Raw genomic sequence first — 24,512 nt, 5'->3', positions numbered from 1 at the left:
GGTCCTCGCATTCTACAATAATGTCGTTGGTTAGCGCCGCCCCTCATCCGCCTGCCGGCACCTTTTCCCGTATACTGACGGGGAGAAGGGACAAGCTCAGCGCCGGGCCCCCTCTCCCCCGTTCTTCACGGGAGAGGCTGAGGGTGAGGAGCGGCGCCAACGTTGCCAGATTATTCAATACCGCTCGAACCCCCTGTGCAGTTCCCAGTCCGTAATCCGGCGGTCGTACTCGAACTGTTCCCAGTGTGCCGTGTGGACGTAATGTTCCAGCACATCGTCGCCGAGCGCCTGCCTCAGCATTTTCGATTCCGCCAGCGTCGCGGTGGCGTCGCGCAATGTCTTTGGAATTTCAGGCAGCTGCGAGGCCTGGTAGGCATCACCGACGAAGGGCTTCTGCAGTTCAAGCTTTTCATCGATGCCGGCAAGCCCGGCCGCGATCAGCGCGGCGAAAGCCAGATAGGGGTTCAAATCGGCGCCGCCGATGCGGCATTCCATGCGGATGCCCTTGGTGCCCTCGCCGCAAAGACGGAAACCGGCGGTGCGGTTGTCCTCGCTCCACATGATCTTGGTCGGCGCAAAGGTGCCGGCCTGGAAGCGCTTGTAGGAGTTGATGTAGGGCGCCAGGAACCAGGTGAATTCCTTGGCATATTTGAGCTGCCCGGCCGCCCATTGCTGGCCGAGCGCCGACAGCGTCCACTCGGCATTTTTGTCGTAGAACAACGGCGTCTTGCCGTCGGCGCTCCACAGCGAATTATGGATGTGGCTGGAATTGCCGGCGAGCCCGTAATTGTACTTGGCCATGAACGAGATCGCCTTGCCTTCGGACTCGGCGATTTCCTTGGCGCCGTTCTTCAGGATGACGTGGCGGTCGGCCATGTCGAGCGCCTCGGCGTAGCGGACATTAATCTCTTCCTGGCCTGGCCCCCACTCGCCCTTCGAATTCTCGATCGGGATGCCGGCCGCCTCCATCTCGTTGCGCAGCCGGCGCATGACGCCTTCTTCCTTGGTGGTGATGCCGATCTGGTAGTCGCCGATATAGGGCGATGCCGTCTCGAGGCCCTGCCAGTGCTTCTTGCGGGCGGAATCGTAGGTTTCGCTGAACAGATAGAATTCGAGCTCGGAAGCGAAATAGCCGATATAGCCGCGATCCTGCAGCCGCTTGACCTGCTTCTTCAGCATGGCGCGCGGCGAATGCGCCAGGTCATCATGGGTATGGTGGTCGAGCACGTCGCAGATCACCAGCGCCGTCTTCTCCAGCCACGGAACGCGCCGCAGCGTCGCAAGGTCCGGCTTCATGACGAAATCGCCATAACCCTTCGACCAGCTCGCCGCCTTGTAGCCGGGCACCGGTTCCATATCGATGTCTGCGGCCAAGAGATAGTTGCAGCCATGCGTCTCGTCATGCGCGGAATCGACGAAATAGCGGGCCAGGAACCGCTTTCCCGCGAGCCGCCCCTGCATGTCGACGATGCAGGCCAGCACCGTGTCGACCTCGCCGCCGGAGACCGCTTGCTTCAACTGATCGAACGAGAAATTTCCGGCCATTCCTTTGGCACTCCAGCGCTTGTCGTTTCGGGCTTGTCACTTTGAAAAGGAAACGGAAACCCATGGCCGGCACGATGCCGGCCATGCTCATCAGAGAGCGTCAGGCGCCGGCCTCGCCGACAGCTATCTCGGCTGCCTTGATCGCCGCCTGGCGCTTCGCGATCTGGTCGCCGATGGGCGGACCCTGGAAGCGGCGGTTCTCGAAACCGAACCAAAGCACCGCGGTCAGCACGATGAAGCCCAGGGTGATATAGAGCACCTTGTCGTTCGGCGGCTGGATGGCGATGTAGAAGATGATCGCCATGCCGATGATCGACAGGATGCAAAACAGCTTGAACAGGCCGGCGCCGAGATTCCATGGGCCGGGATTCGGCCATTTCGCCGTTCCGAAAGCCGTCATGCCGAGCGCGATCGGAATGGTGAAGGACAGGAACAGGAACACCAGCGTCGAATTGACGACGATGGTGTAGATGTTGGTGCCGCCGATCGAAATGAACTGGGCAAGAAAGACATAGATGATCTCGAGGATCGCAGCGGTCCAGATGGCATTGACCGGCGTGCGCCAGGTTGGGCTGACTTTGGCGAGCCCGGCCGAACCGACCGGCATGCCGCCGTCGCGAGAGAACGCAAACAGCATGCGCGAGGCCGAGGTCACCGTGGCGAGGCCGCAGAGGAACTGCGAGATCAGGATTGCCAGATAGAGAAGTTCTTTCAGCCAGCCCGGTAGGATTGCATCCATTGTCGAGAAGAATACGCTCCAACCCTGCTTGGCGCCTGCCGCCAGGTCCGGAATTGCCAGAACGATCGCGCAGACCATCGCCCAGCCGATCAGCGACGACCAGAGCACGGACGAAATGATCGCCCGCGGAACGGAATGCGCTGCCTTCAGCGTTTCTTCCGAAGTATGCGCCGACGCATCATATCCGGTGATGGTGTAGACCGGCAGCAGCAGGCAGAGCAGGAACAGGTAGCTCATGGAATCCGACTGTGGGAAGACACCGCCGCCGGCATCACCCGAATAGTTGGTGAAGGTCCACAGCCGCGTGATGTCGATTGCGGGCGCAAACACTAGGCAGGCAATGATCAGCACAGCTGTTGCGCCAAGGATCAGGAAGCCGGAAGCGTCAGTCAGCATGGCGGTCAGCTTGATGCCGAAGTGATTACAGAGCGCCTGGATCGCGGTGATGACGGCGACAAATCCGACAATCTCGCCCGGAGTACCGGTAATGCCGAACCAGCTCCCGAACGTTCCAACGAAGAAGAAAGCAGTACCGATGTTGATGGCGCCGAGCACGGTGATCAGGCCGAGCAGATTGAGCCATGCGGTGAGCCAGCCAGTGAAACGGTTCCCTAGGATGGATGCCCAGTGATAGAGGCCGCCGGCGGTCGGAAATGCAGAGGCGATCTGGGCCATGGCGAGCGCGAAAAATCCCGAAACCATGCACCCGACGATCCAGCCGATGCCAGCGCCGGCGCCACCGATGGACGACGTCGCCTGCGCGAAGGAATTGATGCCGCCTGAGAGGATGCAGATGATCGAGAACGAGATCGCGAAATTCGAGAAGCGGCTCATGCTTCGCGACAGTTCCTGAGCATAGCCCATTCCGTGGAGAACTTTCAGGTCCTCCTTCTTGTCAACTTCGCTGTAACCCGGTGCTACCATTTTAAAGTCCCCTTTTGGTTTCTTAGCTGGCCGATTGAACTGACTTTCCGACTGCGCTTGGTCTGGAGGCCTTGGCCGCTTCGGGCTCCAGATTGAGAAAAATACCTGCGAGCAGATCCGCCCATTTCCGCTGCCCGGCTGCGCCGGCGATCTCGTCGTTGCGGATTTCAATCATTGCGCAGGCCAGCCCGCGCGAGCGCGCATGGCGTTCCAGCGTGAAATAGACCCGGTCGGCCGGCGAATAGGGTTCGTTGACGCCGACGCTGACGCCGGCAAGCCGCTTCAGTGTCGCGATCAGCGGCGCCGCCAGCCGGCGATCCTCGTCGTGGATGATGCCGATGTGCCAGGGCCGGCTTTTGCCTTTGTAGAGCGGCGTGAAGGAATGGATCGAGACCAGCCTGGTCTCCCGCCCGGCCGCCAGGCGCTCGTCGATGACCGTTGCGATCCGCTCGTGAAACGGTCGCCACGCCAGCGCGATGCGCGCCTCCCGCTGGTCGGCCGAAAGTCCCTGGTTGGCCGGGACCACGGTTTTTTCGCTGGCGCTGACCGTCACTATCAGGTCCGGCGCGTCGAGCGGGCGGTTGCAGTCGATGATGAGCCGCGAGATGCAGGTCTCGACCAGCGTCGCATCGAGCGCCTCGGCCATGCGGCGCGCCACCGGCAAGGCGCCGGGATCCCAGGCGATGTGGCGGGAAAGTTCCTCGGCGGCAAGGCCGAGCGTTCCAAATTCCGGTGGAAGGAAATTGGAGGCGTGGTCGCAGGTCAGCACGAAAGGGCTTGATCCGCCGGGGTTCGTCACCCTTACGGTTTCAGGCGATGCAAGGCTGGCGGGCCGTGCTGTCTCCATTGTCTGCTGTCCCCGGGGAGCGCTGTATCGTATGTTACGTATTTTGCCTCATTGCGTCCCTGCGGATGATTTCATACAGTTTGGCCGGCTTTGTCAAACGCGATTTCGATAATGCGCTAACGGCACGGCCAGGGTGGGGAAAAAGCATGGTTTCGAGCATTGCCGAACTGATCTCCGACCGTATCGGCACCATGCCGGCCGGCGAGCGGCGCGCAGCGCAAGCGCTGATCGCCAGCTATCCGCTGATCGGGCTGAAGACAGTCGCCGAATTCTCGGCTACGGCCGGCGTATCATCGCCGACGATCCTGCGTTTCGTCGCCCGGCTCGGCTTCCAGAACTATCCGGAATTCCAGTCGGCGCTGCAAGACGAGCTGGCGGCACAATTGCAGTCGCCGGCTTCGCGCACGCTCAATCCCCCCTCGCAGGGCAGCAGCGCCGTGTCGCCGATGCTGGAGGCGACCCTCGACAACATGCGCGAGACATTCCGGCATCTCTCGGACAAACAGCTTGCCGACATCGTCGCCAAGCTAGCCGACCGGCGCGGCAAGACATTCCTGATCGGCGGCCGCTTCACCGACCCGCTGGCGCGCTACATGGCCGCCCACCTCGCCATCATCCAGCCCAACGTTTTTCACCTCGGCGGGCAGGAAAGCGTCTGGCGCGACCGACTGATCGACATGGGCAAGCGCGACGTGCTGGTGATCTTCGACATCAGGCGCTACCAGGACAGCTTGGTCCGTTTCGCCGAGACGGCCAACCAGCGCGGCGTGCAGATCGTGCTGTTTACCGACCAGTGGCTGTCGCCGATCGCCCGCTTCGCCCGCCATGTCATCGCCGGGCGCACCGCCGTGCCTTCGGCCTGGGACTCATCCGCCGCGCTTTTCGTCGTTGCCGAAGCCCTGATCGGCGCGGTCACAAGGCAGCTCGAAGCCGACGGCGCCAAACGCATCCGCGAACTGGAAAGCCTGCGGTAGAGCTCCTCCGGAAAGGCACGCCTTTCGCTTCGGTCTAGTCCACTAGAAAACTGATCATCTGCAGGATCAGGATCAGCAAAAGGACGCCAAAGACAGTCGCAACCACCGCTGCCAGCAGGACGGTGCGTTGTTTCTTACCCATGGCTTTCCCCCCGACAGCATAGTCCCCGTCCACGACTGCGAATATCAGTCCCGCCCCACTGCTCGGCCACCTCCCAACTCCCCAAGACCCGCCTGCGGCTTGGGCGGAGGAGTAATGACGACTGGTTCACGTGCGAAATGAACCGCTTACCAAGGTGCTCGCTAACGGGCACGGCCGCATCATTCATCCGACCCATGTCACGGCCGAATGACCACCTTGCATTTCGGGCTTAACCATTCAGCCGCTAAGCGTGCCCCACTCCAGCTACTTTACCCATGGCAAGCATGATCGAAGTTCGGCTAACCTTGTCGACGTGAAGCCGCTTCCTTGAACCAAAGCGCGGTGAACTGCGCGGAGGAATTCGATGAGCTATCTGGACGAGCTGTTCTCAGTCGCCGGCAAGACGGCGCTGGTCACCGGCGCCGCGACCGGCATCGGCCGCATGGCGGCGACCGCTCTGGTCATGGCCGGCGCCTCGGTGATGATTGCCTCGCGCAAGGGCGAGGACTGCGCCAAGGTTGCCGGCGAGTTGAACGGACTTGGCGCATCCGGCCGGGCGGAAGGTTTTGCCGGCGACGTCTCCAGCGAGGCCGGCATTGCGGCGCTTGTGGCCGAGGTCAGGGCGCGGACCGAGCGGCTGCATATCCTGGTCAACAATGCCGGCATCTCCTGGGGCGCGCCGCTGGAAAGCTTTCCCTACCATGCCTGGGCCAAGGTGTTCGGCGTCAACGTCACCGCGGTTTTCCACCTGACGCGCGAATTGCTGCCTCTGCTCGACGCCGCCGCCAGCGATGCCGACCCGGCCCGGGTGATCAACCTCGGATCGGTGATGGGCACGCAGCCGTTGGCCGAAGATGCCTACTCCTACTCGGCCTCGAAGGCCGCGGTTCACCACCTGACGCGCATCCTGGCGATCGAGTTCGCCGCCCGCCGCATCACCGTCAACGCCTTTGCGCCTGGCCCTTTCCAGAGCCGGATGACGGCCTTCGCCACCGGCACCGAAGACCAGGCAAGACATATCGGCAACCACGTTCCGATCGGCCGCATCGGCGCACCGGATGACATTGCTGGCGCAACGCTCTATTTGTGCAGCCGGGCCGGCAGCTATGTCACCGGCGCCATCCTGCCGATCGATGGCGGGCAGTCGGTGCAACACGGGCTGACATTGTTCAAGGAATGAGACGCACGCCATCCGGCGAGTGAAATGCCGGGGGTGAAGATGGAGGACATCAGCGTGGAACCGATCAGTCTCGATGTGCTTCTGGCCAACGTCGGCAAGGAAGTCGGCGTGTCGCCATGGCGGGTCGTCACCCAGCGCATGATCGACCAGTTCGCCGATGCCACCGACGACCATCAGTTCATCCATTGCGATCCGGAACGCGCCAGCCGCGAAACGCCGTTCGGCGGCACCATCGCGCATGGCTTCCTGTCGCTTTCGCTGTTGTCGGCGATGACCTTCGAAACCATGCCGCCGCTGGAAAACAGCAAGATGGGCGTCAATCATGGCTTCGATTCGCTGCGCTTCCTGGCGCCGGTGAAGACCGGCTCGCGCATCCGCACCCGTTTCGTGCTGGCCGACGTCAAGGTCAGGCCGTCGGGGTGGGTGCAGACGGCGCACGACGTGACGATCGAGATCGAGGGCTCGAAGAAACCGGCGCTGACCGCGCGCTGGCTGACGCTGACGCTGATCGAACGCCAGCCGGAAGCGGTCTGACTCTCGTCGGGCTGAGAAGCCCGAATCTATCTGTGCCAAATCTATTTGGCTTCGGCCGCGACGTACTTCATGTGGCGACTGACCTGCAGCGCAATGTAGACGACCAGTGAACAACCGATAGGGAACACGATCTCGTTGAGGCCGGTTGCGATCGCCTGCGGCATTGCGAGAGCAGCGTCGTTCGCCGCGGCCGTCTCGATGGTCAGCACCGTGATGCCGCCGCCGAATACCGCGCCTATCAGGGCGCCTGCCAGCGCGAAATGGAGCGGACGCGGTTCTTCCTTCGATGCCAGCGACGCCAGTGCCCAGCCGAGCAGCCCGTATTCGATCGCCCGCAGCACACCGAGCGTCGTGAGCGACAGGATGGCCGGCTTTGCCGCCGCGTCCAGCGCGCTGACCATAACCTTTTGCGTCCCTTTGGCGATGCCCATCGCCAGTGGCGCCGAAATCGCACCGATCAGGCCACCGAGCGAGGCTCGCACCTTGGTGAGCGCCGTGCCGAGGCTGACGCCGGCGCAGACGAAGAACGACCAGGTCACGCCTTGCGCCAGTTCGATCAGAACCTGCGTCGTCGCCGGGTAGGCACCTGCCGCAAATCTGACGGTCAGAATGAGAGCTTCCATGGCGAAGCCGAGCGCGATCGCCAGCCATGCGACCATGACGACGCGCCTGAGCGCCATCCTGGCGCGATGAGAAAGCGGGTCCACGTCCGGCACGCCGGACGAAAGCTCAGTTCCGGTCATAACGGCCTCCCGAAACGAAATTTTTGCAGAGCCGCGAATTAGTCTTTGTCTGTAACAGTCCGATGTTGCCGGCTTTATTGCCTGGTTACATCGTTTTGTGAGGTCAAGCCTCTGCTTCACACCGCCCTTGCCCGACGCCGTACAGCGTATATATGCTGCATCCAGCATCAGTCATAAGGCAGTAGAAAGTTGCAGCTAAGCGTCCAGGAGCGCCGCGAAAAACAAAAGGCCGAACTGCGTTCCGAACTTGTCGACGCCGCGCACAAGCTTGTCCAGGAAGAAGGCTATGACGGCCTCACCATCCGCAAGCTCGCCAAGCGCGTCGGCTATGCGCCGATGTCGGTCTATTCCTATTTCGCCGACAAGCAGGACATCCTGTTCGCGCTGGCCGAGGATGCCTTCGAGACCCTGGCCAGGCGCATCGCAAATCATACGGCCGACGACCCGATCGAGGCGCTCAAGGCGGTGCTTGTCGAATACGCCGCCTTCGGGCTGGAAAATCCCAACGAGTACCGCACCGTCTTCATGACCGAAAAAGTCAAGCCGCCGACCGGCAAGACCTTTGCCGAGATGGAAGGCGGCAACCCGGCGATGAAAGTGCTGATCGAGAGGGTCGAAGCCTGCGTTGCCGCCGGCAGGCTCAAAGGCGATCCACGCGCCATCGCCACCATGCTGTGGGCGGTCGGCCACGGCGCCATCTCGCTGCTGATCACCTTCCCGTTCTACCCGTTCGGCGACCAGACGACGTTCATCACACGGATCGGCGACATCATGCTCGAAGCCATCGCCGCGCACGAGATTGCGCCGCTCACGCCGCCCGTCAACTGCTGAAGAGCGGCGCTCCTCCCGATCTGCAGGATCTTCTCCGAACGATCCGCGCCACAGCGCCGAGCGTTCGGCAATTCTCCGTACGCGTACGATTCTGCTTGAACATCGGGAGTCCAGGGCGTATCTGTACGCAATACCGTACAAGTACGAGAAATTCAATAGCTGAACCGGAGACCGACGATGAAGAAGGCAATCCTCACGCTCGCCGCCCTGCTGGCGCTCTCTAGCGCCGCATTTGCCGGCAGCAGTCAGACAGGCAAGCAAGAAGCGGCCTGCATCGACACCAAGGCTGATGTGAAGCTCGATTGCGCGCCGACCGGATCGCTTGAAAAGGCGGACGCCGCGGCCCACAAGGCCGGCAGCAAGGGCCCGAGGCTCGGCATCGGCATCGACCCGTGGATCGTGCCAAGCAGCTTCTGAGCCGACGGGCGACAACACGCGGTGATGAACCGAAAGGGCGGCAGCAATTACCGGCCGCCCATCGTGCTGCCTCAGCCCTGCTTTTTGTCACCCCGCGCAGATCACTTCTTGCGCTTCTGTCCCACCACGCTTTTGGGCTTGCCGGGTCTTGCCGGTGCGCCGGGAATGGCCGTTCCGGTGATCGACACCGGATCGCTGGCCGGGAATGTATCCTCGAGGCCTTCCTCGAGTTCCTCTTCGATATCCGTCCCAGTGCGCTGCTCGTCTTCGAAAGAGCGCACGGCCGGCGTCTTGACCGGCGACTTCGGCGCGGAGTTCGGCGGCATTTGCGTTCTCCCTCGGCTCGCCGTCGCAGAACGGGCGGGCGCGGCGAACATGCCTATGCTGCCGCGTCGCGCGCCGCCTCCGACAGAAAAGTAAAGACATAATCGGAAAAGGAACGCCAGCATTCGACGCGGAACGCGTCGGCCGCCGTGCGCAACAGCACGATTTCGACCTTGCCGAGAATGGTATGCGACGCCGCCCCGACCGGAAAGACGTCGAGCGACAGATCCTGCGGGCAGCCGGCATTGATCGTCGCCGCGGCAGCCGGACCGGTAACCGATATGGCGACGTTGCGGTGCGAGATGCCGACCGCCGAATGCAGTACGGAAATGCTGGCGCAGTCGGCGAGCGGATCTTTTCCGCTCTCGTCGATGACCAGCCATTCGTCCGGCCCGAGCCACAAGGCCGTGCGTCCGGCCTTTGCCGCCGAGGTTTTCGGCCTTTGCGGCAGGACGACGCCGAGCGCTTTCGAAAGTGCCGCAATCGAGGCTTCCGGCGCGCGCAGCGATATGCGCTCGGCCTGCGGCAGCACGGCAAGTGTAACGCCGGCGGCGGAAAGCGACTGGCCGGCGAGAGCTGGACGGCGTTCGACTGAGGGTCCGGCGGCGTCGGTTTTCAAAGCGGCTTTAGCCATTGAGGCGCTCCCCCTTCTCGTCGAAGAACACCATGCCGGTGACCTCCACCTCGATCACCCCGTCCGGCATCGGCACATAGAGCGTCTCGCCCGTGCGATCGCGGCCGCCGGCGACCAGCCCCAGCGCGATCGAGCGGCCGCAATTTTGCGACCAATAGCTCGAGGTGACATGGCCAATCATCTTCATCGGGATTGCCTGCTTCGGGTCCGCAACGATCTGCGCGCCCTCCTCCAGCACCACCTTGGGATCCCTCGTCTTCAGGCCGACAAGCTGCTTGCGGCCCTTGGCAACCAGGTCCGGCCGCGCCATGCCGCGAATGCCGACGAAATCGGTCTTCTTCTTGCCGACGGCCCAGTCGAGCCCGGCATCGTTCGGCGTCACCGTCCCGTCGGTATCCTGGCCGACGATGATGTAGCCCTTTTCGGCGCGCAGCACATGCATCGACTCGGTGCCGTAGGCACAGGCTCCGTGCTTCTGGCCCTCGGCCCATAGCGCTTCCCAGACCGCCTCGCCATAATCGGCCGGCACGTTGACCTCGAAGCCGCGTTCACCGCTGAACGACATGCGAAACAGCCTTGTCGGCACGCCGCAGATCCTGCCTTCGCGCACCGACATATGCGGCAGCGCCTCATCCGACATGTCGATGCCCTCGACCAGCGGCGCAATGATGTCGCGAGACTTCGGTCCCTGCACGGCAATCACCGCCCACTGCTCGGTGATCGAGGTCAGCCAGACGTTGAGATGCGGGAACTCGGTCTGGAGATAGTCTTCCATATGGTTCATGACCCGCGGCGCGCCGCCGGTCGTCGTCGTCACATGGAAACGGTCGGGTGCAAGCCTGCCGACGACACCGTCGTCATAGATGAAGCCGTCCTCGCGCAGCATGATGCCGTACCGGCAGCGGCCGGGCTCGAGCTTCTCCCATGGATTGGTGTAGAGCAGTTCCATGAATTTGGCCGCATCCGGCCCGACCACCTCGATCTTGCCCAGCGTCGAGGCGTCAAACAGGCCGGCCGTCTTGCGCACCGTCACGCATTCGCGGTCGACGGCGGCATGTATGTCCTCGCCCGGCTTCGGGAAATACCAGGCGCGCTTCCACTGGCCGACATCCTCGAATACAGCGCCCTGGCGCTCGGCCCAGGGATGGATCGCCGTCTTGCGGGTCGGGTCGAACAGGGGACCCCGCGCGTGGCCGACGATCGAGCCGAATGTCACCGGCGTATAGGGCGCGCGGAACGTCGTCAGCCCGACCTGCGGGATCGGCTTGCCCAACGTCTCGGCGGCAATCGCCAGGCCGTGCATGTTGGAGGTCTTGCCCTGGTCGGTCGCCATGCCATTGGTGGTGAAGCGCTTGACGTGCTCGATCGAGCGCATGCCCTCATGCACTGCCTGGCGGATGTCCTTGGCGGTGACGTCGTTCTGGAAGTCGACAAAGGCCTTGACCGTCGTATCCGATCCGGCACCGGGTGCTGCACCCAGCATGCCGCGCGACCAGCTCTCGCCGGCGTCGACCTTCGGCTTGGAGCCCTTGGCCGGCCTGCTGCCGGCGTCCTTGGCCGCCTTGGCGCCCGCTGCATAGGCCTCGTCGATCGTCGCCGACAGCCCGTCGGTACCGTTGCAGGCGCCGACCGAGACGCAGTCCTGCGCATAAATTCCGGGCACGAAGCGCTTGGTCTCGTCATTGAAGGCGACCTTGCCGCGCGATTGCGAGAACAGATGCACCGATGGCGTCCAGCCGGCCGACATCAGAATCGCGTCAACCGGGATGGTGCGCTCGCCGCCGCCATTCTTCGGCTGCACGGTCATCGACGACACCCGCAATTTGCCGCCGGCGCGGATCACCGCGCGGCCGAAATTGACCTCGATGCCGAGCGCCCTCGCCTCGTCGATCGCCGGCCCGGTCGGGTTGTCGCGCAGGTCGACGATCGCCGCCACGTTGATGCCGGCCTTTTTCAGGTCGATCGCCGCCGCATAGGCGGAATCGTTCGCCGTATAGACGCCGATATTCCTGCCGACGGCGACGCCGTAATGGTTGAGATAGGTGCGCGCCGCCGACGCCAGCATGATGCCCGGCCGGTCGTTGTCGGCAAACACCATGTGGCGCTCGATGGCGCCGGTCGCCAGTACCACGCGTTTAGCGCGAACCTGCCACAGCCGCTCGCGCGGCAGGTCGCGGCCGGGGTTCTGCAGATGGTCGCTGACGCGCTCGACCAGCCCGACGAAATTCTGCGCGTAATAGCCGAAGGCCGTGGTACGCGGCAGCACGCGGACATTGTCCATCGCGCTCAACTTGGCGAGAGCCGATTGCGCCCAGGAAAAACCGTCCTGGCCTTCGATCTTCGCGCCGCTCTCGAAGCGCAGGCTGCCGCCGAATTCCGCCTGCTCGTCGGCAAGGATGACGCGCGCGCCGGTCTCGGCCGCGGCCAATGCCGCGGCGATGCCCGCGGCACCGCCGCCAAGCACCAGCACCTCGCAATGGGCGAAGCGCGCCGAATAGTGGTCGGGATCCGGCTGGTCAGGAGCGACGCCAAGACCGGCGGCGGCGCGGATCTTGGGTTCGTAGAGGTTTTTCCACGCAGCCTTCGGCCACATGAAGGTCTTGTAGTAGAAGCCGGCCGAAAGCATCGGCGAGGCAATACTGCTGACGGCACCGACGTCGAAAGCGAGCGACGGCCAGCGGTTCTGCGACTGTGCGGTCAATCCGTCATAGAGCTCCTGCACCGTGGCACGCACGTTCGGCGTCTTGCGTGCCGCGTCGCGCTTGATCTCGACCAGCGCGTTCGGCTCTTCGGCGCCGGCCGACAGCAAGCCGCGCGGCCGGTGGTACTTGAACGAGCGGCCGACGAGATGGACGCCGTTTGCAAGCAGCGCCGAGGCCAACGTATCGCCCTCGATGCCGGTATAGGGGCGGCCGTCGAAGCTGAAGCCAGCTATCTTTGCCTGTTTGAGCCGCCCGGCGCCGGCAATGCGGAACGTGGCGCTCATTTGGCGGCTCCCGGCAGCTTTACGGGCTTCGGCTCGCCGGCCTTGTAGGTCATCAGGAACCTGTCGCTGACGGTGTCGCGCACGGCGTTGAAGAACCGCGCGCAGCCATGCATGTGCCGCCAGCGCTCATAGATGATCCCCTTGGGGTTTGAGCGGATGAAAAAGAACTTTTCAAAATCGTCGTCGCTCTCGCTGGCGATGTTTGGGGAACGCGCGATATGCGCCTCGCCGGCGTTGCGGAATTCGAGCTCCGGACGCTCTTCCTCGCAATAGGGGCAGCGGATGAGAAGCATCAATCGACTTTCTTGGATTTAGTCGACCCATCATGTGCAGAGCCGTCATGTCTGCCACGATTGGTCACAACATTTTCTTCGGCAGGGCGGTCTTCGACGAGCAATCCTACCGCCCGCAAATTCACTTTGGCTCGATCGACATCAGCCTGCGTTCGTGGTCCAGAGAAGGTTCTTCGGGAACCGATATCCAGAAACGCGTTTTCGAGTATTTTCGGTATGGCAAACGCCCATACGCAGAAAAAAGTAGGTACGCCCACAATTACAAACATGGCCAACATGACGGGATCGACCCCGTTGGCCTCATACCCGACTATTCGAACCAAAATCTCCCTGACCACTAACAGCATGAAGAGCACCGTGGCGCCCACGAGGGCCAATCCGAAAAGCATGGTGTGAGTCTTGCGCGTCATTGCGGCCTTCAGTGCGCCACCGCCGCCGCCGCCGCCTCGTCGATGAGGCGGCCGGTGCGGAAGCGCTCGATGGTGAAGGGCGCGTTGATCGGGTGCGGATCGTCCCTGGCGATCGTATGGGCAAAGACATGGCCCGAACCCGGCGTCGCCTTGAAACCGCCCGTGCCCCAGCCGCAATTGACATACAGGCCGGGCACCGGCGTCTTGGCCAGGATCGGCGAACGGTCAGGCGTCACGTCGACGATGCCGCCCCATGAGCGCAGCATCTTCATGCGCGTGAAGATCGGGAACATCTCGCAGATGGCGTCCAGCGTATGCTGCAAAATGTGCAGGCCGCCGGTCTGCGAATAGGAGACATATTGGTCGGTGCCGGCGCCGATGACCAGCTCGCCCTTGTCGGACTGCGAGATATAGGCATGCACGGTGTTCGACATCACCACGCAAGGCACCACCGGCTTGACCGGCTCCGACACCAGCGCCTGCAGCGGATAGCTTTCCAGCGGCATGCGCACGCCGGCCATGTTCATGATCACCGATGAGTGCCCGGCGGCAACCACGCCGACCTTCCTGGCGCCGATGAAGCCGCGCGTCGTCTCGACGCCGGTGACCGCGCCGTTCGGCGCCCGTTTGACGCCGGTGACCTCGCAATTCTGGATGATGTGGACGCCGCGCGCCGAGGCGCCGCGCGCATAGCCCCAGGCGACGGCATCGTGGCGCGCCGTGCCGCCACGGCGCTGCAGGGAGGCGCCCATCACCGGATAGCGCGCATTGCGCGAAATGTTGAGCGGCGGGCAGAATTCCTTGGCCTGCTCCGGCGTCAGCCATTCATTGTCGATGCCGTTCAGCCGGTTGGCGTGGACGTGCCGCTTCAGCACCTGGATGTCGTGGATGTTGTGGGCGAGCATCATGACGCCGCGCGGCGAATACATGACGTTGTAGTTGAGTTCCTGGCTGAGCCCGTCCCACAGCTTCAGCGCATGGTCGTAGATGCCGGCGCTTTCGTCATAGAGATAATTGGAACGGATGATGGTGGTGTTGCGGCCGGTATTGCCGCCGCCGAGCCAGCCTTTTTCCAATACCGCGACGTTGGTGACGCCGTGCACGGTGGCGAGATAATAGGCGGTGGCCAGGCCGTGGCCACCGGCGCCGACGATGATGACGTCGTACTCCTTCTTCGGCTCCGGTGAGGACCATTGTTCCTCCCAGCCCTTGTGACCGCGCATGGCCTCGCGGGCGATGGCGAATACCGAGTATTTCTTCAACGTCGCAGGCCTCGCAAATGACGGCCGGGCATTCACTCGAACGCCGGCGCGCGAGCTGTATCACTAGCGAAACGGCGCTGCCAGCCTTGCACTGTTTGCGACGGCGCTTGCCGTTTTGCGCCGTGGTGAAAAAGCCGCATGCGGGCTGGTTGATGCAATTGCCATCCATCACTATCCGTCGCCTGGCGATCGGAGGATTATGGCGGTGGCTAACGTCTGGTGGAATCTGACATTGCGCTTCATGCTGGAACTCGCCGCTTTGCTCGGCCTCGGCATGGCGGGCTGGAGCCTCTCAGCGGGCATGTGGCGCTGGACCCTTGCCGCGGCATTGCCGTTCGTTGCCGCCGCGCTCTGGGGTACGTTCGCGGTGCCGAACGATCCGAGCCGGTCGGGGCGGGCGCCGGTTCCGGTGCCGGGCGGTTTGCGGCTGGTGCTCGAACTCGCCGTCCTGTTCGGCGGCGCTGCCGGATTCCACCTGGCCGGTTACACGACAGCCGGCATTGCCGTCGCCCTTCTGATCGCCGTCAGCTACGCATTTTCGCTCGATCGGCTCGGCTGGCTGCTTAGGCAATAGTCCAGGCCGACACCACCTCGCAGGTATCGGGTGGTCCGCACCGCCCCGATTTGCGACCAAGCATCCAATTGCCGGCCAGAACCGGCGCCAAAAAAGGATGCAGAAAATGTTCGCACTCGCCAACAAGGTCGCCATCGTCACTGGCGCCAGTTCCGGCATCGGCCGCGCCACGGCAAAGCTCTTTGCCGAGGAAGGCGCCAAGGTGGTCGTCGCGGCCCGCCGCCAGGCGGAACTCGATGCGCTGGTTGCCGAAATCGAAGACGCCGAGGGCACCGCCATTGCGCTTGCCGGCGACGTCCGCGACGAGGCCTACGCGAAAGTCCTGGTCGACCTGGCGGTCGAGAAATTCGGCGGGCTCGACATCGCCTTCAACAATGCCGGCTCGGTCGGCAGGATGGGGCCGGTCTCTGAGCTGTCGCTGGAGGGCTGGCGCGAGACGCTCGATACCAATCTGACCAGCGCCTTTCTCGGCGCGAAATACCAGGTGCCGGCGATGGTCGAACGCGGCGGCGGCTCGTTGATCTTCACCTCAACCTTCGTCGGCTACACGGTCGGCATGCCCGGCATGACCAGCTATGCCGCGAGCAAGGCCGGACTGATCGGATTGACGCAGGTGCTGGCCGCCGAATTTGGCGCCAAGGGCGTCCGGGTCAACGCGCTGCTGCCGGGCGGCACCGACACGCCTTCGGCGACATTCAACACACCTGAATCGCGGGCGTTCGTCGAAAACCTGCATGCCTTGAAGCGCGTCGCCGAGCCAGAGGAGATCGCCCGCTCGGCGCTTTACCTGGCTTCCGATGCATCGAGCTTCACCACCGGCACGGCACTGTTCGCCGACGGCGGTGTCTCGATCACCCGCACGTGAAGCGTTTCGCGGTTGGCGTCGGCCCGCCAGCCGCAATGCCGGAAAACCGGTCTTGCTTTTCCCGGCGATTTGACGATTCCGTCTTCTCCTCGAAAACGGGTTGGAAACATGCTGCTGATCAGGACCTATATCGCTGCAAGCGCAATCGAAGGCGTCGGCGTGTTCGCCGCCGAGCCGATCCGGAAAGGGGCGCAGATCTGGCGGCTCGATCCGGACTTCGACCGGCTGATCCCGATGGAAAGATACGAGACGGCGCCGCCGCACCTCAAGGAATTGCTCGACAGATATGCCTATCCCAGTCCGGACCGGCCGGGCTTCATGGTCTATGAGGTCGACAATGGCCGCTTCATGAACCACGCCGACAAGCCGAACACCGACTTTTCGCAATATGGCGGGGCCACCGCGACCCGCGACATCGCCGCCGGCGAGGAAATAACCTGCGACTACGGCGAGTTCTTCGAGGGTTTCGAGCAGCTCCACCTGGCCACGGCGTAGCGGCGCCTATCTGGCCCAAGGCGAATTTTGTTCTTGCTTTGTGCCGGCAGCTATGCTACTAATATCGGTATGATGCTGATTCACACCAAGGACCCGTCTCTGAGGCGGGTTTTTCGTTTCGGGATTCGGCGGCCTCAAGCTTCGGTCTTTTCGGCGGTGAGTTTCACCCCTAAGGCCTTCACCACGCCAAGCAATGTCGAGAGGCGCGGGTCGCCATCGGGGCTCAGTGCCTTGTACAGGGCCTCCCGGGTGACGCCGGCATCTTTCGCCACCTTGGACATGCCACGCGCGCGGGCAACTATGCCGAGAGCATTCGCGATATAGCCGGTATCGCCCGTGGCAAAGGCGTCGGCAAGAAGTTCGGCCTGGGCCTCCGCGCGGCCGAGATGTTCGGCAGGATCAAAAGGCAAGGTCTCGTGGGGCATTTCAGATCTCCTTGGCCATTTCAATGGCCTTCCTGATATCGCGCTTCTGCGAGGACTTGTCGCCGCCGCAGAGCAGGATAACGAGCGCGCTGCCGCGCTTGACGAAGTACAGTCGGTAACCGGGACCGTAGTCTATCCGAAGCTCGCCGATGCCATCGAAGAACTTCACGTCTCCCATCAGTCCGGACTGGATACGTGCCACGCGGATCGCAATCCGCTCGGCCGCCCGCATATCGTTTAGACCCTTGAGCCAGTCCCGGAACTCGGCGGTTTGCTCAACGATGGTCACTCGTGAACTATAGTTCACAGATTGAAAAAATCAAGCCGCCATGTGGGACTGTCGTGCCCGCCCGGACGGCACCGCCTCTCAATCGGCTGTGGACAGAGCCCCTTGATTCTGCTATCAGCCGCCCCAATTCGTGGTGTAACGCGCCGCGGAGGCTTGCGGCTATGGCCGCTTGCCTGTTGATTTCAAACCCGAAAGACAGGATTGCACGTGCAGGTACTCGTCCGCGACAACAATGTTGATCAGGCGCTTCGCGCGCTCAAGAAAAAGATGCAGCGCGAAGGCATCTTCCGCGAAATGAAGATGCGCGGACATTACGAAAAGCCCTCCGAGAAGCGCGCCCGTGAAAAGGCGGAAGCCGTGCGCCGTGCCCGCAAGCTGGCCCGCAAGCGCGCCCAGCGCGAAGGCCTGCTGCCGATGACGCCGCGTCCGGTCGCGGCCGGTGCTGCCGGTGCCGGTGCTCCGCGTCCGCCGCGGTTCTGACGTCAATTTTTCGTCCTTTTCCAAGGATATCCAAGGTGGCGCGATGCGGAATCGCCGCCACCTTTTTGTTGTGAGTTCGACCCGGTCCGAGAGGACCGGTTGGGAGAGATGCCGGTTCGGAGGGGGAACGGACCAGACGGCGCAGTAAGGACAGGGCAGACATGGACGCAATCACCGTAGAGCGCAGAACCGCGTGGCGCGGCCTCGCCCTGACGGCAGCCCTGCTTTCCGGGATGGCGCTTGCCAGCTGCCAGAGTGTTCCGACCGGCGAGTTCAACAACATCGACAAGGCGCAAGGCTCGAGCGAGAACATCTCCTCGCTGTCGGCGGTGATCCAGCGCAACCCCCAGGATCCGGAAGCCTACAATGTGCGCGGCTCGGCCTATGGCCGCGGCGGCCAGTACCAGGCGGCGCTGAAGGACTTCAACACCGCCATCCAGCTCAATCCGAATTTTTACCAGGCCTATTCGAACCGTGCGCTCATCCAGCGCTTCCTCGGCGATCAGGCGAGCGCGCTCGCCGACTACAATCGCTCGATCCAGATCAATTCCAACTATGACGCCGCCTATATCGGCCGCGGCAATCTCTACCGCAGGGCGGGCCGGGTCCAGGAAGCCTTCAACGATTTCCAGAAAGCCATCCAGCTCGACACGACCGATGCGCGCGCCTATCACAATCGCGGCCTGATCTACCAGAGTCAGGGCCAGCACGCCTTTGCCATCGAGGATTTCTCGACCGCCATTTCGTTGGCGCCGGACGCCTCCGAGCCTTACAACGGGCGCGGCCTCTCCTACCTTGCCATGAACGACGAGGACAATGCCTTCGCCGACTTCAACATGGCGATCAAGCTCGACGGCAAGAATGCTGAGGCCTGGTCCAACCAGGCGTTGATCTACGAGCGGCGCGGCGACAAGGTCAGGGCCGCGAAATCCTACCGCGAGGCCGTGCACCTCAATCCGACCTACCAGCCGGCCAAGGACGGCCTGGCCCGCACCAGTGCCGGCTGAGCGGCCGGTTAATCGGGCCTCCGTTTCCGCACTCCGACAACCCTGCGTTTAGCTTCGCCTTGCTGGCGCCAAGTTTTCGGCGGAACGCTCGGCGTGCTCAGCCGTTTGTACAAGGCAATTTCGAAAGGACCCTGCCATGATCAAGAAACTCGCTTGTGCCGCTGCTCTCGCCACGACCGTCGTTGCCGCTCCCGCCAGCGCCAGCAAACTCCAGCTCGGCGTGCTCGACTGCACCATCGACGGCGGCACGGCCTATCTCGTCACTTCCAACAAGGGTGTTTCCTGTATCTTTCGTCCGCATCGTGGCGGCCCCTCTGAAGTCTATACCGGTGTGATTTCCAAGCTCGGCGTCGATGTCGGCCGGACGCATCAGGGCCAGCTGGTATGGGCGGTTCTGGCGGCGACCCGCAACCACGATGAAGGCGACCTTGCCGGCAGCTACTATGGCGTGAACGCCGAGGCCAGCGTGGTCACCGGTGGCGGCGCCAATCTCCTGGTCGGCGGCCTCGACAGCGCCTTTTCGCTGCAGCCGCTCAGTGTCCAGGCACAGACCGGCGTCAACCTGGCGGTCGCCGTCACCTCGCTCGACCTGATCCACTCGTTCAAATAACGGCGCAGCATGGCTCCCGAGCGGCGGGGAGCGTAGGTGTCGGCCTGCGAATAGCTGCCGAAGGCTCATAGATTCCGGCAGGCCCACTCCGCAGAGGACGGGCCGCCCTGATGTTCAAAGTTGGGGCGCTCGAAGATCACGGCATGGCAACTGTGTTCATGCCGTTACCGTGACCGAAGATTGCGGCGATCCAATATTGCTTGTCTTCGGTCTGACCAGAATCTCAACGCCTCGTGATCGTCCCCCATCGCACAATTTTGAAATCCGCCACGTCAACGGCGATCAAGACCGCTTGATCTCAACTACGGTTGAGGTTCTAGAAGTCCTCCCATACTGCGGCATGTACTCATTTGGACGTGAAGAACGCTCCAATACTTCAGACCAGCGTCTGAGAAAGCCTGGGGGACCGGATGACCAAGACAAGCACAAACAGGGTCGACTGGCGCGCGCTGTGGGCGAGCGGCGACCTGGCGCGCTTCTGCTTCATCAGCCTCGGCATCCTGCTGCACGCCACCAACGAAACCATGGTGGCAACGGTCATGCCGGCCATGGTCGGCGAACTCGCCGGCGTGCAACTGGTCGGCTGGTCGCTGGCGATCTACGAGCTCGGCGCCATCGTTGCCGGTGCGGCCGCCGGACGGCTGGTGAGCTATGTCGCGCTGCGCACCAACATGATGGTCGCCGCAATGCTCTATGCCGCCGGCGCGCTGGTCTGCGCCACCGCGCCTTCGATGCCGCTGTTCCTCTGCGGCCGCCTGATCGAAGGGCTCGGTGGCGGCGCGCTGGTGTCGCTCGCCTTCGTCTCGGTCGAGCGGCTGTTTGCCCGCGCGATCTGGCCGCAGCTTTTCGGCGTCATGTCGGCGATCTGGGGCGTCGCCGCCTTCAGCGGCCCCGTGCTCGGCGCGGTCATGACCGAATTCTCGTCCTGGCGCTGGGCCTTCGGCGTCTTTACCCTCGGAGGCACGGCCATGGCGCTGGCAAGCTTCATCGTGCTCGACACACCGGAAGCAACAAGGCCGCAGGCGACGGGCGGCTCGGCGCCGCCCTTTCCCTTTGCGGCACTTGGCTGCCTCGCCGTCAGCGTCGTGCTGATTGCCACCGCCGGCGTCGACATCGCCCTGCTGCGCTCGTCGCTGCTGCTCACCCTCGGCCTGGTCGGCCTGGCGCTGTTTATCTACATCGACGCACTGAAGCCGCGCTCGCGCCTGTTCCCGTCGCGGCTGTTCTCATGGCGCTCGCCGGTTGGCGCGGGCATGACCATGGTCGCCGCGTTCTCGGTGGCGACCTGCTCCTTTACCGTCTACGGTCCGCTGCTTCTGACCAGCCTGCACGGCATTCCGATCCTGACCACCGGCTACATCATCGCCGCCGAATCGATCGCCTGGTCGATCCTGTCGATCCTCGTCGCCAATGCGCCGCCGGAACGCGAGCGGCTGATCATCGTCGGCGGGGCGCTGATGATCGCCACGGGCGTCGCCGGTTTCGCCTATACGGTGCCGGCCGGCTCTATCCCGTTGATCCTGCTTTGTGCCTTGCTGCAAGGCGGCGGTTTCGGCATCGCCTGGCCGTTCGTCACGCGTGTCATCGTGGCATCGGCCAAGGAAGGCGAGCAGACGATCGCCTCGGCCGCTGTGCCGACCATGCAGCGCATCGGTTATGCCGTGGGTGCGGCACTGACCGGCATCGTCGCCAACGCCAGCGGCTTTTCCGAAGGCCTGAACCGTGAGGCCGCGGCAAGTGTCGCCGCCTGGCTGTTCCTGGCGTTTATCCCGCTCGGAATCCTGGGATGCCTTGCCGCCTTGCGGATTTCGGGGGCGACCGACACGAAGCCGGCGAAGCTGTCAATCTCCGTGGGGGAGATTGACTAGACAACGACCGTCTTCATCCGGTCGGCGATCAGCGCCGCGAGCCGCGTCGCCACCTCGTCCTTGCTCATCTCCGGCCATTCCTCGACGCCGGCCTTCGAGACGATCCGCACCTTGTTGCGGTCGCCGCCCATCACGCCCGGGGAACCATCTTCATGCGAGACATCATTGGCAACGATAAGATCGGCGCCCTTTTTTGCAAGCTTGGCCTGGGCATTCCTGACCAGGTCCTGCGTCTCGGCGGCGAAACCGACCACCAGCATCGGCCGCTTTTTGTGATGCCCGACACCGGCGAGAATATCGGGATTTTCCACCATCTGCAGCGCCGGTGGCCCCTCGCCCGCCACCTTCTTGATCTTTTCCCCGGCCGAACTTTGAGTGCGCCAGTCGGCGACAGCCGCGACGAACACTGCCGCGTCGGCCGGCAGCAGCTGCTCGACGGCGTCCTTCATCTCGACGGCCGTTTCGACGTGCAGCGTGGCGACGCCGGCCGGATCGGCAATGCCGACCGGGCCGGAGACGAGACGCACGTCGGCACCGAGCCTGGCCAGCGCCGCCGCAATGGCGTGGCCCTGCTTGCCCGACGACCGGTTGGCGATGTAGCGGACCGGGTCGATCGGTTCATGCGTCGGCCCGGAGGTGACAATGATCTTCCTGCCCGCCAGCGGCTTTGGCCGGCTGTCGAGCAGCGCCTCGATCGCGGCGACGATCTCCAGCGGCTCGGCCATGCGGCCCTCGCCCACCTCGTTGCTTTCGGCCATCTCGCCCTTCGCCGGGCCGACGAATGCGACGCCGTCCTTGCTCAGCGTCGCGCGGTTGCGGCGGGCCGCCGGATGCGCCCACATTTTCGGGTTCATCGCCGGCGCCATCAAAACTCGCTTGTCGGTGGCGATGAGCACGGTCGAGGCAAGGTCGTTGGCATGGCCATTGGCGAGCTTTGCCATCAGGTCGGCGGTGGCCGGCGCCACGACCAAAAGGTCGGCCTCGCGCGACAGCCTGATATGGCCGATGTCGTGCTCGTCCTGCCGGTCGAACAATTCGGTGAAAACATGGTCGGCCGACAGCGCCCCGGCCGACAGCGTAGTGACGAACTCCTGCGCCGCCGCGGTCATCACCACCCGCACTGCCGCGCCGCGCTCGCGCAGCCGGCGGATCAGGTCGAGCGCCTTGTAGGCGGCGATGCCGCCGCCGATGATCAGCAGGATGCGCTTGCCGGAGAGGATGCCTCGCGGGCTGGAGACGGCGACCACCGGCGCTGCTGGACTCTGCGAACTCGTCAGTTCGCGCAGTGTTTTCTCGATCTGGTCGATGCGACCGGCCGAACCGAACTGACCTTCGACCGCTGCGCGGATCATCACCCGCGCCTGGTCTTCCATCGACCGGCCATTCTCCGCCGCCAGTCGGCGCAGCAGGTCCTTGACCTCGTCATCAAGGTTGCGGATCGTGATGCTGGCCATCTGATTGCACCTTGCCCGGAATTGCTGAGTGCAATGATAGCAATGCAATCACTTTGCAACAAGCGCTAGAAAATACGCCAGGCGATATACACGAGCGTCAATGCGATCACCCACAGCGCCAGCCGGCCGGAGCGGGTGTAGCGCGCCTCGGCCTTGCCGATCGCGCGTGCGGTCCTTTCGTCGAAACGCAGGCCGTGTTCGGCCATCAGGTCGATCTCACGCGACAGCCGCTCGGTGCGGGCGGCGAGGTCCGGTGCCTGGCGGGCCAGCGCCAGCAGCGCGTTGGCACCGTCGCGCGCATCGGCCAGCAGGGCGCGCGGGCCGAGGTTGCGGGCAATCCAGCCGCTCACCACCGGCTCCGACGTCTTCCACATGTTGAAGGCCGGGTCGAGCGTGCGGGCGACGCCTTCGACGACGACCATGGTCTTCTGCAGCAGCACCAGCTCGGACCGCGTCGCCATGTCGAAGAGGTCGGTCACTTCGAACAGCAGCGTCAGCAGCTTGGCCATCGAGATGGTCTCGGCAGGCTGGCCGTGGATCGGTTCGCCGATCGCCCGGATCGCCTGGGCGAAGGCCGCGACATTGTGCTGGCGCGGCACATAGCCAGCCTCGAAATGCACCTCGGCGACGCGCTGGTAATCGCGCGTGATGAAGCCGTAGAGAATTTCGGCGAGGAAGCGGCGCTCCTTTTTGCCGAGCCGGCCGGCAATGCCGAGATCGACGGCGACGATAGTGCCATTGGCTTCTATAAACAGGTTGCCCGGGTGCATGTCGGCGTGGAAGAAACCGTCACGCAGCGTATGGCGCAGAAACGACTGGACGAGGTTGGCGGCAATCGCCTTCAGGTCGTGGCCGGCGGCGGTCAGGCCGGCAATATCGTTCATCTTGATGCCGTCGACCCACTCCATGGTCAGCACGTCACGACCGGTGCGCTCCCAGTCGACCGACGGCACACGGAAGCCGGGATCGTCCTTGGTATTCTCGCCGAGCTCCGAAAAAGCCGCTGCCTCCAGCCTCAAATCCATTTCGATCTTGGTAGTCTGGGCCAGCGTCTCCGTCACCTCGACCGGCCGCAGCCGGCGCGACGACGGGATGTACTTTTCCTGCAGCCGGGCGGCGAGGAAATAGCTTTCGAGATCGCGAAAGAAGCGGTGGCGCACGCCCGGCCGGATGACCTTCACCGCCACTCGCCTAACGACGCCGTCCTGCAGCGTTTCGGCGGTATGGACCTGGGCGATCGAGGCGGCGGCGACGGCCTCGCCAAAACTGACATAGAGCTCGTCGACCCTGCGTCCGAGCGAGGCCTCTATCGCGGCGACAGCCTCGGCCTTGGGAAACGTCTGCATCTTGTCCTGCAGCATGGCAAGATCAAGCGCGATATCGTTGCCGACGACATCCGGCCGTGTCGCCAGGAACTGGCCGAGCTTGACGTAGGACGGGCCGAGCCGCACGACCGCCTTGGCCAGCCTGTCGCCGCGCTCATAGGCAAGCGCCCGACGGCGGGTGAACAGCCGGGCCATGCGCCAGCCGAATTTCGGCAAGCCGAAGAGCTCGTCACCGGGCAAAGCCGCGATGACACCCTCGCGCACAAGCACCCAGCCGGCCCGCACGAGCCTGAAACCAGCGCCGATGCTGCTCATGGCTGGCTTTGCCCTGCCGG

The 24,512-nt window shown here is 63.6% G+C and carries 26 protein-coding genes; 12 read left to right on the top strand and 14 right to left on the bottom strand.

Annotation, left to right across the window (positions count from 1 at the left end; translation table 11 throughout):
• Window positions 1-174: 174 nt before the first annotated feature.
• The 3 genes from NKH93_RS00865 to NKH93_RS00855 form a co-directional block, all read right to left on the bottom strand.
• A complete protein-coding gene (locus NKH93_RS00865; RefSeq protein ID WP_352918271.1) occupies window positions 175-1,545 on the bottom strand; it encodes a glutamine synthetase family protein in 1,371 nt (456 codons plus the stop codon).
• 100 nt (window positions 1,546-1,645) lie between these two features.
• The gene (locus NKH93_RS00860) at window positions 1,646-3,208 is read right to left on the bottom strand and encodes an amino acid permease (RefSeq protein ID WP_352539379.1); all 1,563 of its coding nucleotides are present in this window, start codon (window positions 3,206-3,208) and stop codon (window positions 1,646-1,648) included.
• Between the two features lie 22 nt (window positions 3,209-3,230).
• Window positions 3,231-4,055, bottom strand: a complete 825-nt coding sequence (locus NKH93_RS00855; RefSeq protein ID WP_352918273.1) for an N-formylglutamate amidohydrolase — start codon at window positions 4,053-4,055, stop codon at window positions 3,231-3,233.
• Between the two features lie 146 nt (window positions 4,056-4,201).
• Here NKH93_RS00855 and NKH93_RS00850 point away from each other — a divergent pair, with 146 nt between their 5' ends.
• From NKH93_RS00850 to NKH93_RS00840, 3 genes are all read left to right on the top strand, one after another.
• A complete protein-coding gene (locus NKH93_RS00850) occupies window positions 4,202-5,029 on the top strand; it encodes a MurR/RpiR family transcriptional regulator (RefSeq protein ID WP_352469495.1) in 828 nt (275 codons plus the stop codon).
• A 506-nt stretch (window positions 5,030-5,535) separates the two neighbouring features.
• A complete protein-coding gene (locus NKH93_RS00845; protein WP_352918275.1) occupies window positions 5,536-6,351 on the top strand; it encodes an SDR family oxidoreductase in 816 nt (271 codons plus the stop codon).
• A 39-nt stretch (window positions 6,352-6,390) separates the two neighbouring features.
• Window positions 6,391-6,885, top strand: coding sequence for a MaoC family dehydratase (locus tag NKH93_RS00840; RefSeq protein WP_031211357.1), 495 nt, complete (start codon window positions 6,391-6,393; stop codon window positions 6,883-6,885).
• A gap of 41 nt (window positions 6,886-6,926) precedes the next feature.
• Here the strand turns inward: NKH93_RS00840 and NKH93_RS00835 are convergent, their stop codons facing one another.
• Entirely contained in the window at window positions 6,927-7,628 is a 702-nt protein-coding gene (locus NKH93_RS00835) for a hypothetical protein (protein WP_352469493.1), read from the bottom strand.
• A gap of 189 nt (window positions 7,629-7,817) precedes the next feature.
• Here NKH93_RS00835 and NKH93_RS00830 point away from each other — a divergent pair, with 189 nt between their 5' ends.
• Both NKH93_RS00830 and NKH93_RS00825 read left to right on the top strand, forming a co-directional pair.
• Window positions 7,818-8,459 (top strand): TetR/AcrR family transcriptional regulator, encoded by a 642-nt coding sequence (locus NKH93_RS00830; protein ID WP_352469491.1) that lies wholly within the window; start codon window positions 7,818-7,820, stop codon window positions 8,457-8,459.
• Between the two features lie 177 nt (window positions 8,460-8,636).
• On the top strand, window positions 8,637-8,876 hold the full coding sequence (locus tag NKH93_RS00825) for a DUF680 domain-containing protein (protein WP_352469490.1): 240 nt from the start codon (window positions 8,637-8,639) through the stop codon (window positions 8,874-8,876).
• 101 nt (window positions 8,877-8,977) lie between these two features.
• On the opposite strand, the gene NKH93_RS00820 is transcribed toward NKH93_RS00825, so the two are convergent.
• The 6 genes from NKH93_RS00820 to NKH93_RS00795 are packed head-to-tail and all read right to left on the bottom strand — an operon-like array spanning window position 8,978 to window position 14,785.
• On the bottom strand, window positions 8,978-9,202 hold the full coding sequence (locus tag NKH93_RS00820) for a hypothetical protein (RefSeq protein WP_023675341.1): 225 nt from the start codon (window positions 9,200-9,202) through the stop codon (window positions 8,978-8,980).
• A 53-nt stretch (window positions 9,203-9,255) separates the two neighbouring features.
• On the bottom strand, window positions 9,256-9,834 hold the full coding sequence (locus NKH93_RS00815; RefSeq protein ID WP_352918277.1) for a sarcosine oxidase subunit gamma: 579 nt from the start codon (window positions 9,832-9,834) through the stop codon (window positions 9,256-9,258).
• Window positions 9,827-12,820 carry a sarcosine oxidase subunit alpha gene (locus NKH93_RS00810; RefSeq protein WP_352918279.1) on the bottom strand — a complete coding sequence of 998 codons (2,994 nt, stop codon included), beginning with the start codon at window positions 12,818-12,820 and terminating at the stop codon, window positions 9,827-9,829. Before NKH93_RS00810 ends, NKH93_RS00815 begins: the two co-directional genes overlap by 8 nt.
• Window positions 12,817-13,113: a sarcosine oxidase subunit delta gene (locus NKH93_RS00805; RefSeq protein ID WP_023675338.1), complete on the bottom strand. Its 297-nt coding sequence runs from the start codon at window positions 13,111-13,113 to the stop codon at window positions 12,817-12,819. Before NKH93_RS00805 ends, NKH93_RS00810 begins: the two co-directional genes overlap by 4 nt.
• Window positions 13,113-13,523, bottom strand: coding sequence for a hypothetical protein (locus NKH93_RS00800; protein ID WP_352767718.1), 411 nt, complete (start codon window positions 13,521-13,523; stop codon window positions 13,113-13,115). Before NKH93_RS00800 ends, NKH93_RS00805 begins: the two co-directional genes overlap by 1 nt.
• Window positions 13,524-13,531: 8 nt before the next feature.
• On the bottom strand, window positions 13,532-14,785 hold the full coding sequence (locus tag NKH93_RS00795) for a sarcosine oxidase subunit beta (RefSeq protein WP_352448264.1): 1,254 nt from the start codon (window positions 14,783-14,785) through the stop codon (window positions 13,532-13,534).
• 205 nt (window positions 14,786-14,990) lie between these two features.
• Here NKH93_RS00795 and NKH93_RS00790 point away from each other — a divergent pair, with 205 nt between their 5' ends.
• The 3 genes from NKH93_RS00790 (at window position 14,991) to NKH93_RS00780 (ending at window position 16,719) form a co-directional block, all read left to right on the top strand.
• Window positions 14,991-15,359 carry a DUF2568 domain-containing protein gene (locus NKH93_RS00790; RefSeq protein ID WP_352469484.1) on the top strand — a complete coding sequence of 123 codons (369 nt, stop codon included), beginning with the start codon at window positions 14,991-14,993 and terminating at the stop codon, window positions 15,357-15,359.
• 106 nt (window positions 15,360-15,465) lie between these two features.
• Entirely contained in the window at window positions 15,466-16,224 is a 759-nt protein-coding gene (locus tag NKH93_RS00785; protein WP_352814416.1) for an SDR family oxidoreductase, read from the top strand.
• 108 nt (window positions 16,225-16,332) lie between these two features.
• Window positions 16,333-16,719, top strand: a complete 387-nt coding sequence (locus tag NKH93_RS00780; protein ID WP_352454023.1) for an SET domain-containing protein — start codon at window positions 16,333-16,335, stop codon at window positions 16,717-16,719.
• Between the two features lie 134 nt (window positions 16,720-16,853).
• Here NKH93_RS00780 and NKH93_RS00775 read toward each other — a convergent pair whose 3' ends face one another.
• Window positions 16,854-17,144 carry an addiction module antidote protein gene (locus NKH93_RS00775; RefSeq protein WP_352448268.1) on the bottom strand — a complete coding sequence of 97 codons (291 nt, stop codon included), beginning with the start codon at window positions 17,142-17,144 and terminating at the stop codon, window positions 16,854-16,856.
• A 1-nt stretch (window position 17,145) separates the two neighbouring features.
• On the bottom strand, window positions 17,146-17,433 hold the full coding sequence (locus NKH93_RS00770; protein ID WP_352448269.1) for a type II toxin-antitoxin system RelE/ParE family toxin: 288 nt from the start codon (window positions 17,431-17,433) through the stop codon (window positions 17,146-17,148).
• Window positions 17,434-17,640: 207 nt separating this feature from the next.
• Between NKH93_RS00770 and rpsU the strand changes: the two genes are divergently transcribed.
• The 4 genes from rpsU (at window position 17,641) to NKH93_RS00750 (ending at window position 21,398) form a co-directional block, all read left to right on the top strand.
• The gene (rpsU, locus tag NKH93_RS00765; protein WP_023675331.1) at window positions 17,641-17,913 is read left to right on the top strand and encodes a 30S ribosomal protein S21; all 273 of its coding nucleotides are present in this window, start codon (window positions 17,641-17,643) and stop codon (window positions 17,911-17,913) included.
• Between the two features lie 161 nt (window positions 17,914-18,074).
• Complete coding sequence (locus NKH93_RS00760; RefSeq protein WP_352469482.1) at window positions 18,075-18,920, top strand: tetratricopeptide repeat protein; 846 nt, start codon at window positions 18,075-18,077, stop codon at window positions 18,918-18,920.
• Window positions 18,921-19,056: 136 nt separating this feature from the next.
• Complete coding sequence (locus NKH93_RS00755) at window positions 19,057-19,530, top strand: DUF992 domain-containing protein (RefSeq protein ID WP_352918282.1); 474 nt, start codon at window positions 19,057-19,059, stop codon at window positions 19,528-19,530.
• Window positions 19,531-19,940: 410 nt separating this feature from the next.
• Window positions 19,941-21,398, top strand: a complete 1,458-nt coding sequence (locus NKH93_RS00750; RefSeq protein WP_352918284.1) for an MFS transporter — start codon at window positions 19,941-19,943, stop codon at window positions 21,396-21,398.
• Here NKH93_RS00750 and coaBC read toward each other — a convergent pair.
• Together coaBC and ubiB are read right to left on the bottom strand one after the other, a co-directional pair.
• Window positions 21,395-22,852 (bottom strand): bifunctional phosphopantothenoylcysteine decarboxylase/phosphopantothenate--cysteine ligase CoaBC, encoded by a 1,458-nt coding sequence (gene coaBC / locus NKH93_RS00745; RefSeq protein ID WP_352767729.1) that lies wholly within the window; start codon window positions 22,850-22,852, stop codon window positions 21,395-21,397. The genes NKH93_RS00750 and coaBC overlap by 4 nt on opposite strands.
• Before the next feature lie 65 nt (window positions 22,853-22,917).
• Window positions 22,918-24,492, bottom strand: coding sequence for a 2-polyprenylphenol 6-hydroxylase (gene ubiB, locus NKH93_RS00740; RefSeq protein ID WP_352918286.1), 1,575 nt, complete (start codon window positions 24,490-24,492; stop codon window positions 22,918-22,920).
• Between the last annotated feature and the right edge of the window lie 20 nt (window positions 24,493-24,512).

The sequence above is a fragment of the Mesorhizobium sp. M0954 genome (assembly GCF_040319155.1).
In the GTDB taxonomy this organism is placed as follows: domain Bacteria; phylum Pseudomonadota; class Alphaproteobacteria; order Rhizobiales; family Rhizobiaceae; genus Mesorhizobium.
This window is presented reverse-complemented; position numbering and strand designations above follow the sequence as displayed.

Excerpts from the sequence above, each read along its gene's own strand:
- NKH93_RS00750 (WP_352918284.1), top strand. The coding sequence starts at position 19,941 with ATGACCAAGACAAGCACAAACAGGGTCGACTGGCGCGCGCTGTGGGCG.
- NKH93_RS00850 (WP_352469495.1), top strand. The coding sequence starts at position 4,202 with ATGGTTTCGAGCATTGCCGAACTGATCTCCGACCGTATCGGCACCATG.
- NKH93_RS00805 (WP_023675338.1), bottom strand. The coding sequence starts at position 13,113 with ATGCTTCTCATCCGCTGCCCCTATTGCGAGGAAGAGCGTCCGGAGCTC.
- NKH93_RS00860 (WP_352539379.1), bottom strand. The coding sequence starts at position 3,208 with ATGGTAGCACCGGGTTACAGCGAAGTTGACAAGAAGGAGGACCTGAAA.
- ubiB (WP_352918286.1), bottom strand. The coding sequence starts at position 24,492 with ATGAGCAGCATCGGCGCTGGTTTCAGGCTCGTGCGGGCCGGCTGGGTG.
- NKH93_RS00800 (WP_352767718.1), bottom strand. The coding sequence starts at position 13,523 with ATGACGCGCAAGACTCACACCATGCTTTTCGGATTGGCCCTCGTGGGC.
- NKH93_RS00780 (WP_352454023.1), top strand. The coding sequence starts at position 16,333 with ATGCTGCTGATCAGGACCTATATCGCTGCAAGCGCAATCGAAGGCGTC.
- NKH93_RS00825 (WP_352469490.1), top strand. The coding sequence starts at position 8,637 with ATGAAGAAGGCAATCCTCACGCTCGCCGCCCTGCTGGCGCTCTCTAGC.
- NKH93_RS00815 (WP_352918277.1), bottom strand. The coding sequence starts at position 9,834 with ATGGCTAAAGCCGCTTTGAAAACCGACGCCGCCGGACCCTCAGTCGAA.
- NKH93_RS00810 (WP_352918279.1), bottom strand. The coding sequence starts at position 12,820 with ATGAGCGCCACGTTCCGCATTGCCGGCGCCGGGCGGCTCAAACAGGCA.
- NKH93_RS00835 (WP_352469493.1), bottom strand. The coding sequence starts at position 7,628 with ATGACCGGAACTGAGCTTTCGTCCGGCGTGCCGGACGTGGACCCGCTT.
- NKH93_RS00775 (WP_352448268.1), bottom strand. The coding sequence starts at position 17,144 with ATGCCCCACGAGACCTTGCCTTTTGATCCTGCCGAACATCTCGGCCGC.
- NKH93_RS00845 (WP_352918275.1), top strand. The coding sequence starts at position 5,536 with ATGAGCTATCTGGACGAGCTGTTCTCAGTCGCCGGCAAGACGGCGCTG.
- NKH93_RS00755 (WP_352918282.1), top strand. The coding sequence starts at position 19,057 with ATGATCAAGAAACTCGCTTGTGCCGCTGCTCTCGCCACGACCGTCGTT.
- NKH93_RS00760 (WP_352469482.1), top strand. The coding sequence starts at position 18,075 with ATGGACGCAATCACCGTAGAGCGCAGAACCGCGTGGCGCGGCCTCGCC.
- NKH93_RS00865 (WP_352918271.1), bottom strand. The coding sequence starts at position 1,545 with ATGGCCGGAAATTTCTCGTTCGATCAGTTGAAGCAAGCGGTCTCCGGC.
- coaBC (WP_352767729.1), bottom strand. The coding sequence starts at position 22,852 with ATGGCCAGCATCACGATCCGCAACCTTGATGACGAGGTCAAGGACCTG.
- NKH93_RS00820 (WP_023675341.1), bottom strand. The coding sequence starts at position 9,202 with ATGCCGCCGAACTCCGCGCCGAAGTCGCCGGTCAAGACGCCGGCCGTG.
- NKH93_RS00840 (WP_031211357.1), top strand. The coding sequence starts at position 6,391 with ATGGAGGACATCAGCGTGGAACCGATCAGTCTCGATGTGCTTCTGGCC.
- NKH93_RS00785 (WP_352814416.1), top strand. The coding sequence starts at position 15,466 with ATGTTCGCACTCGCCAACAAGGTCGCCATCGTCACTGGCGCCAGTTCC.
- NKH93_RS00855 (WP_352918273.1), bottom strand. The coding sequence starts at position 4,055 with ATGGAGACAGCACGGCCCGCCAGCCTTGCATCGCCTGAAACCGTAAGG.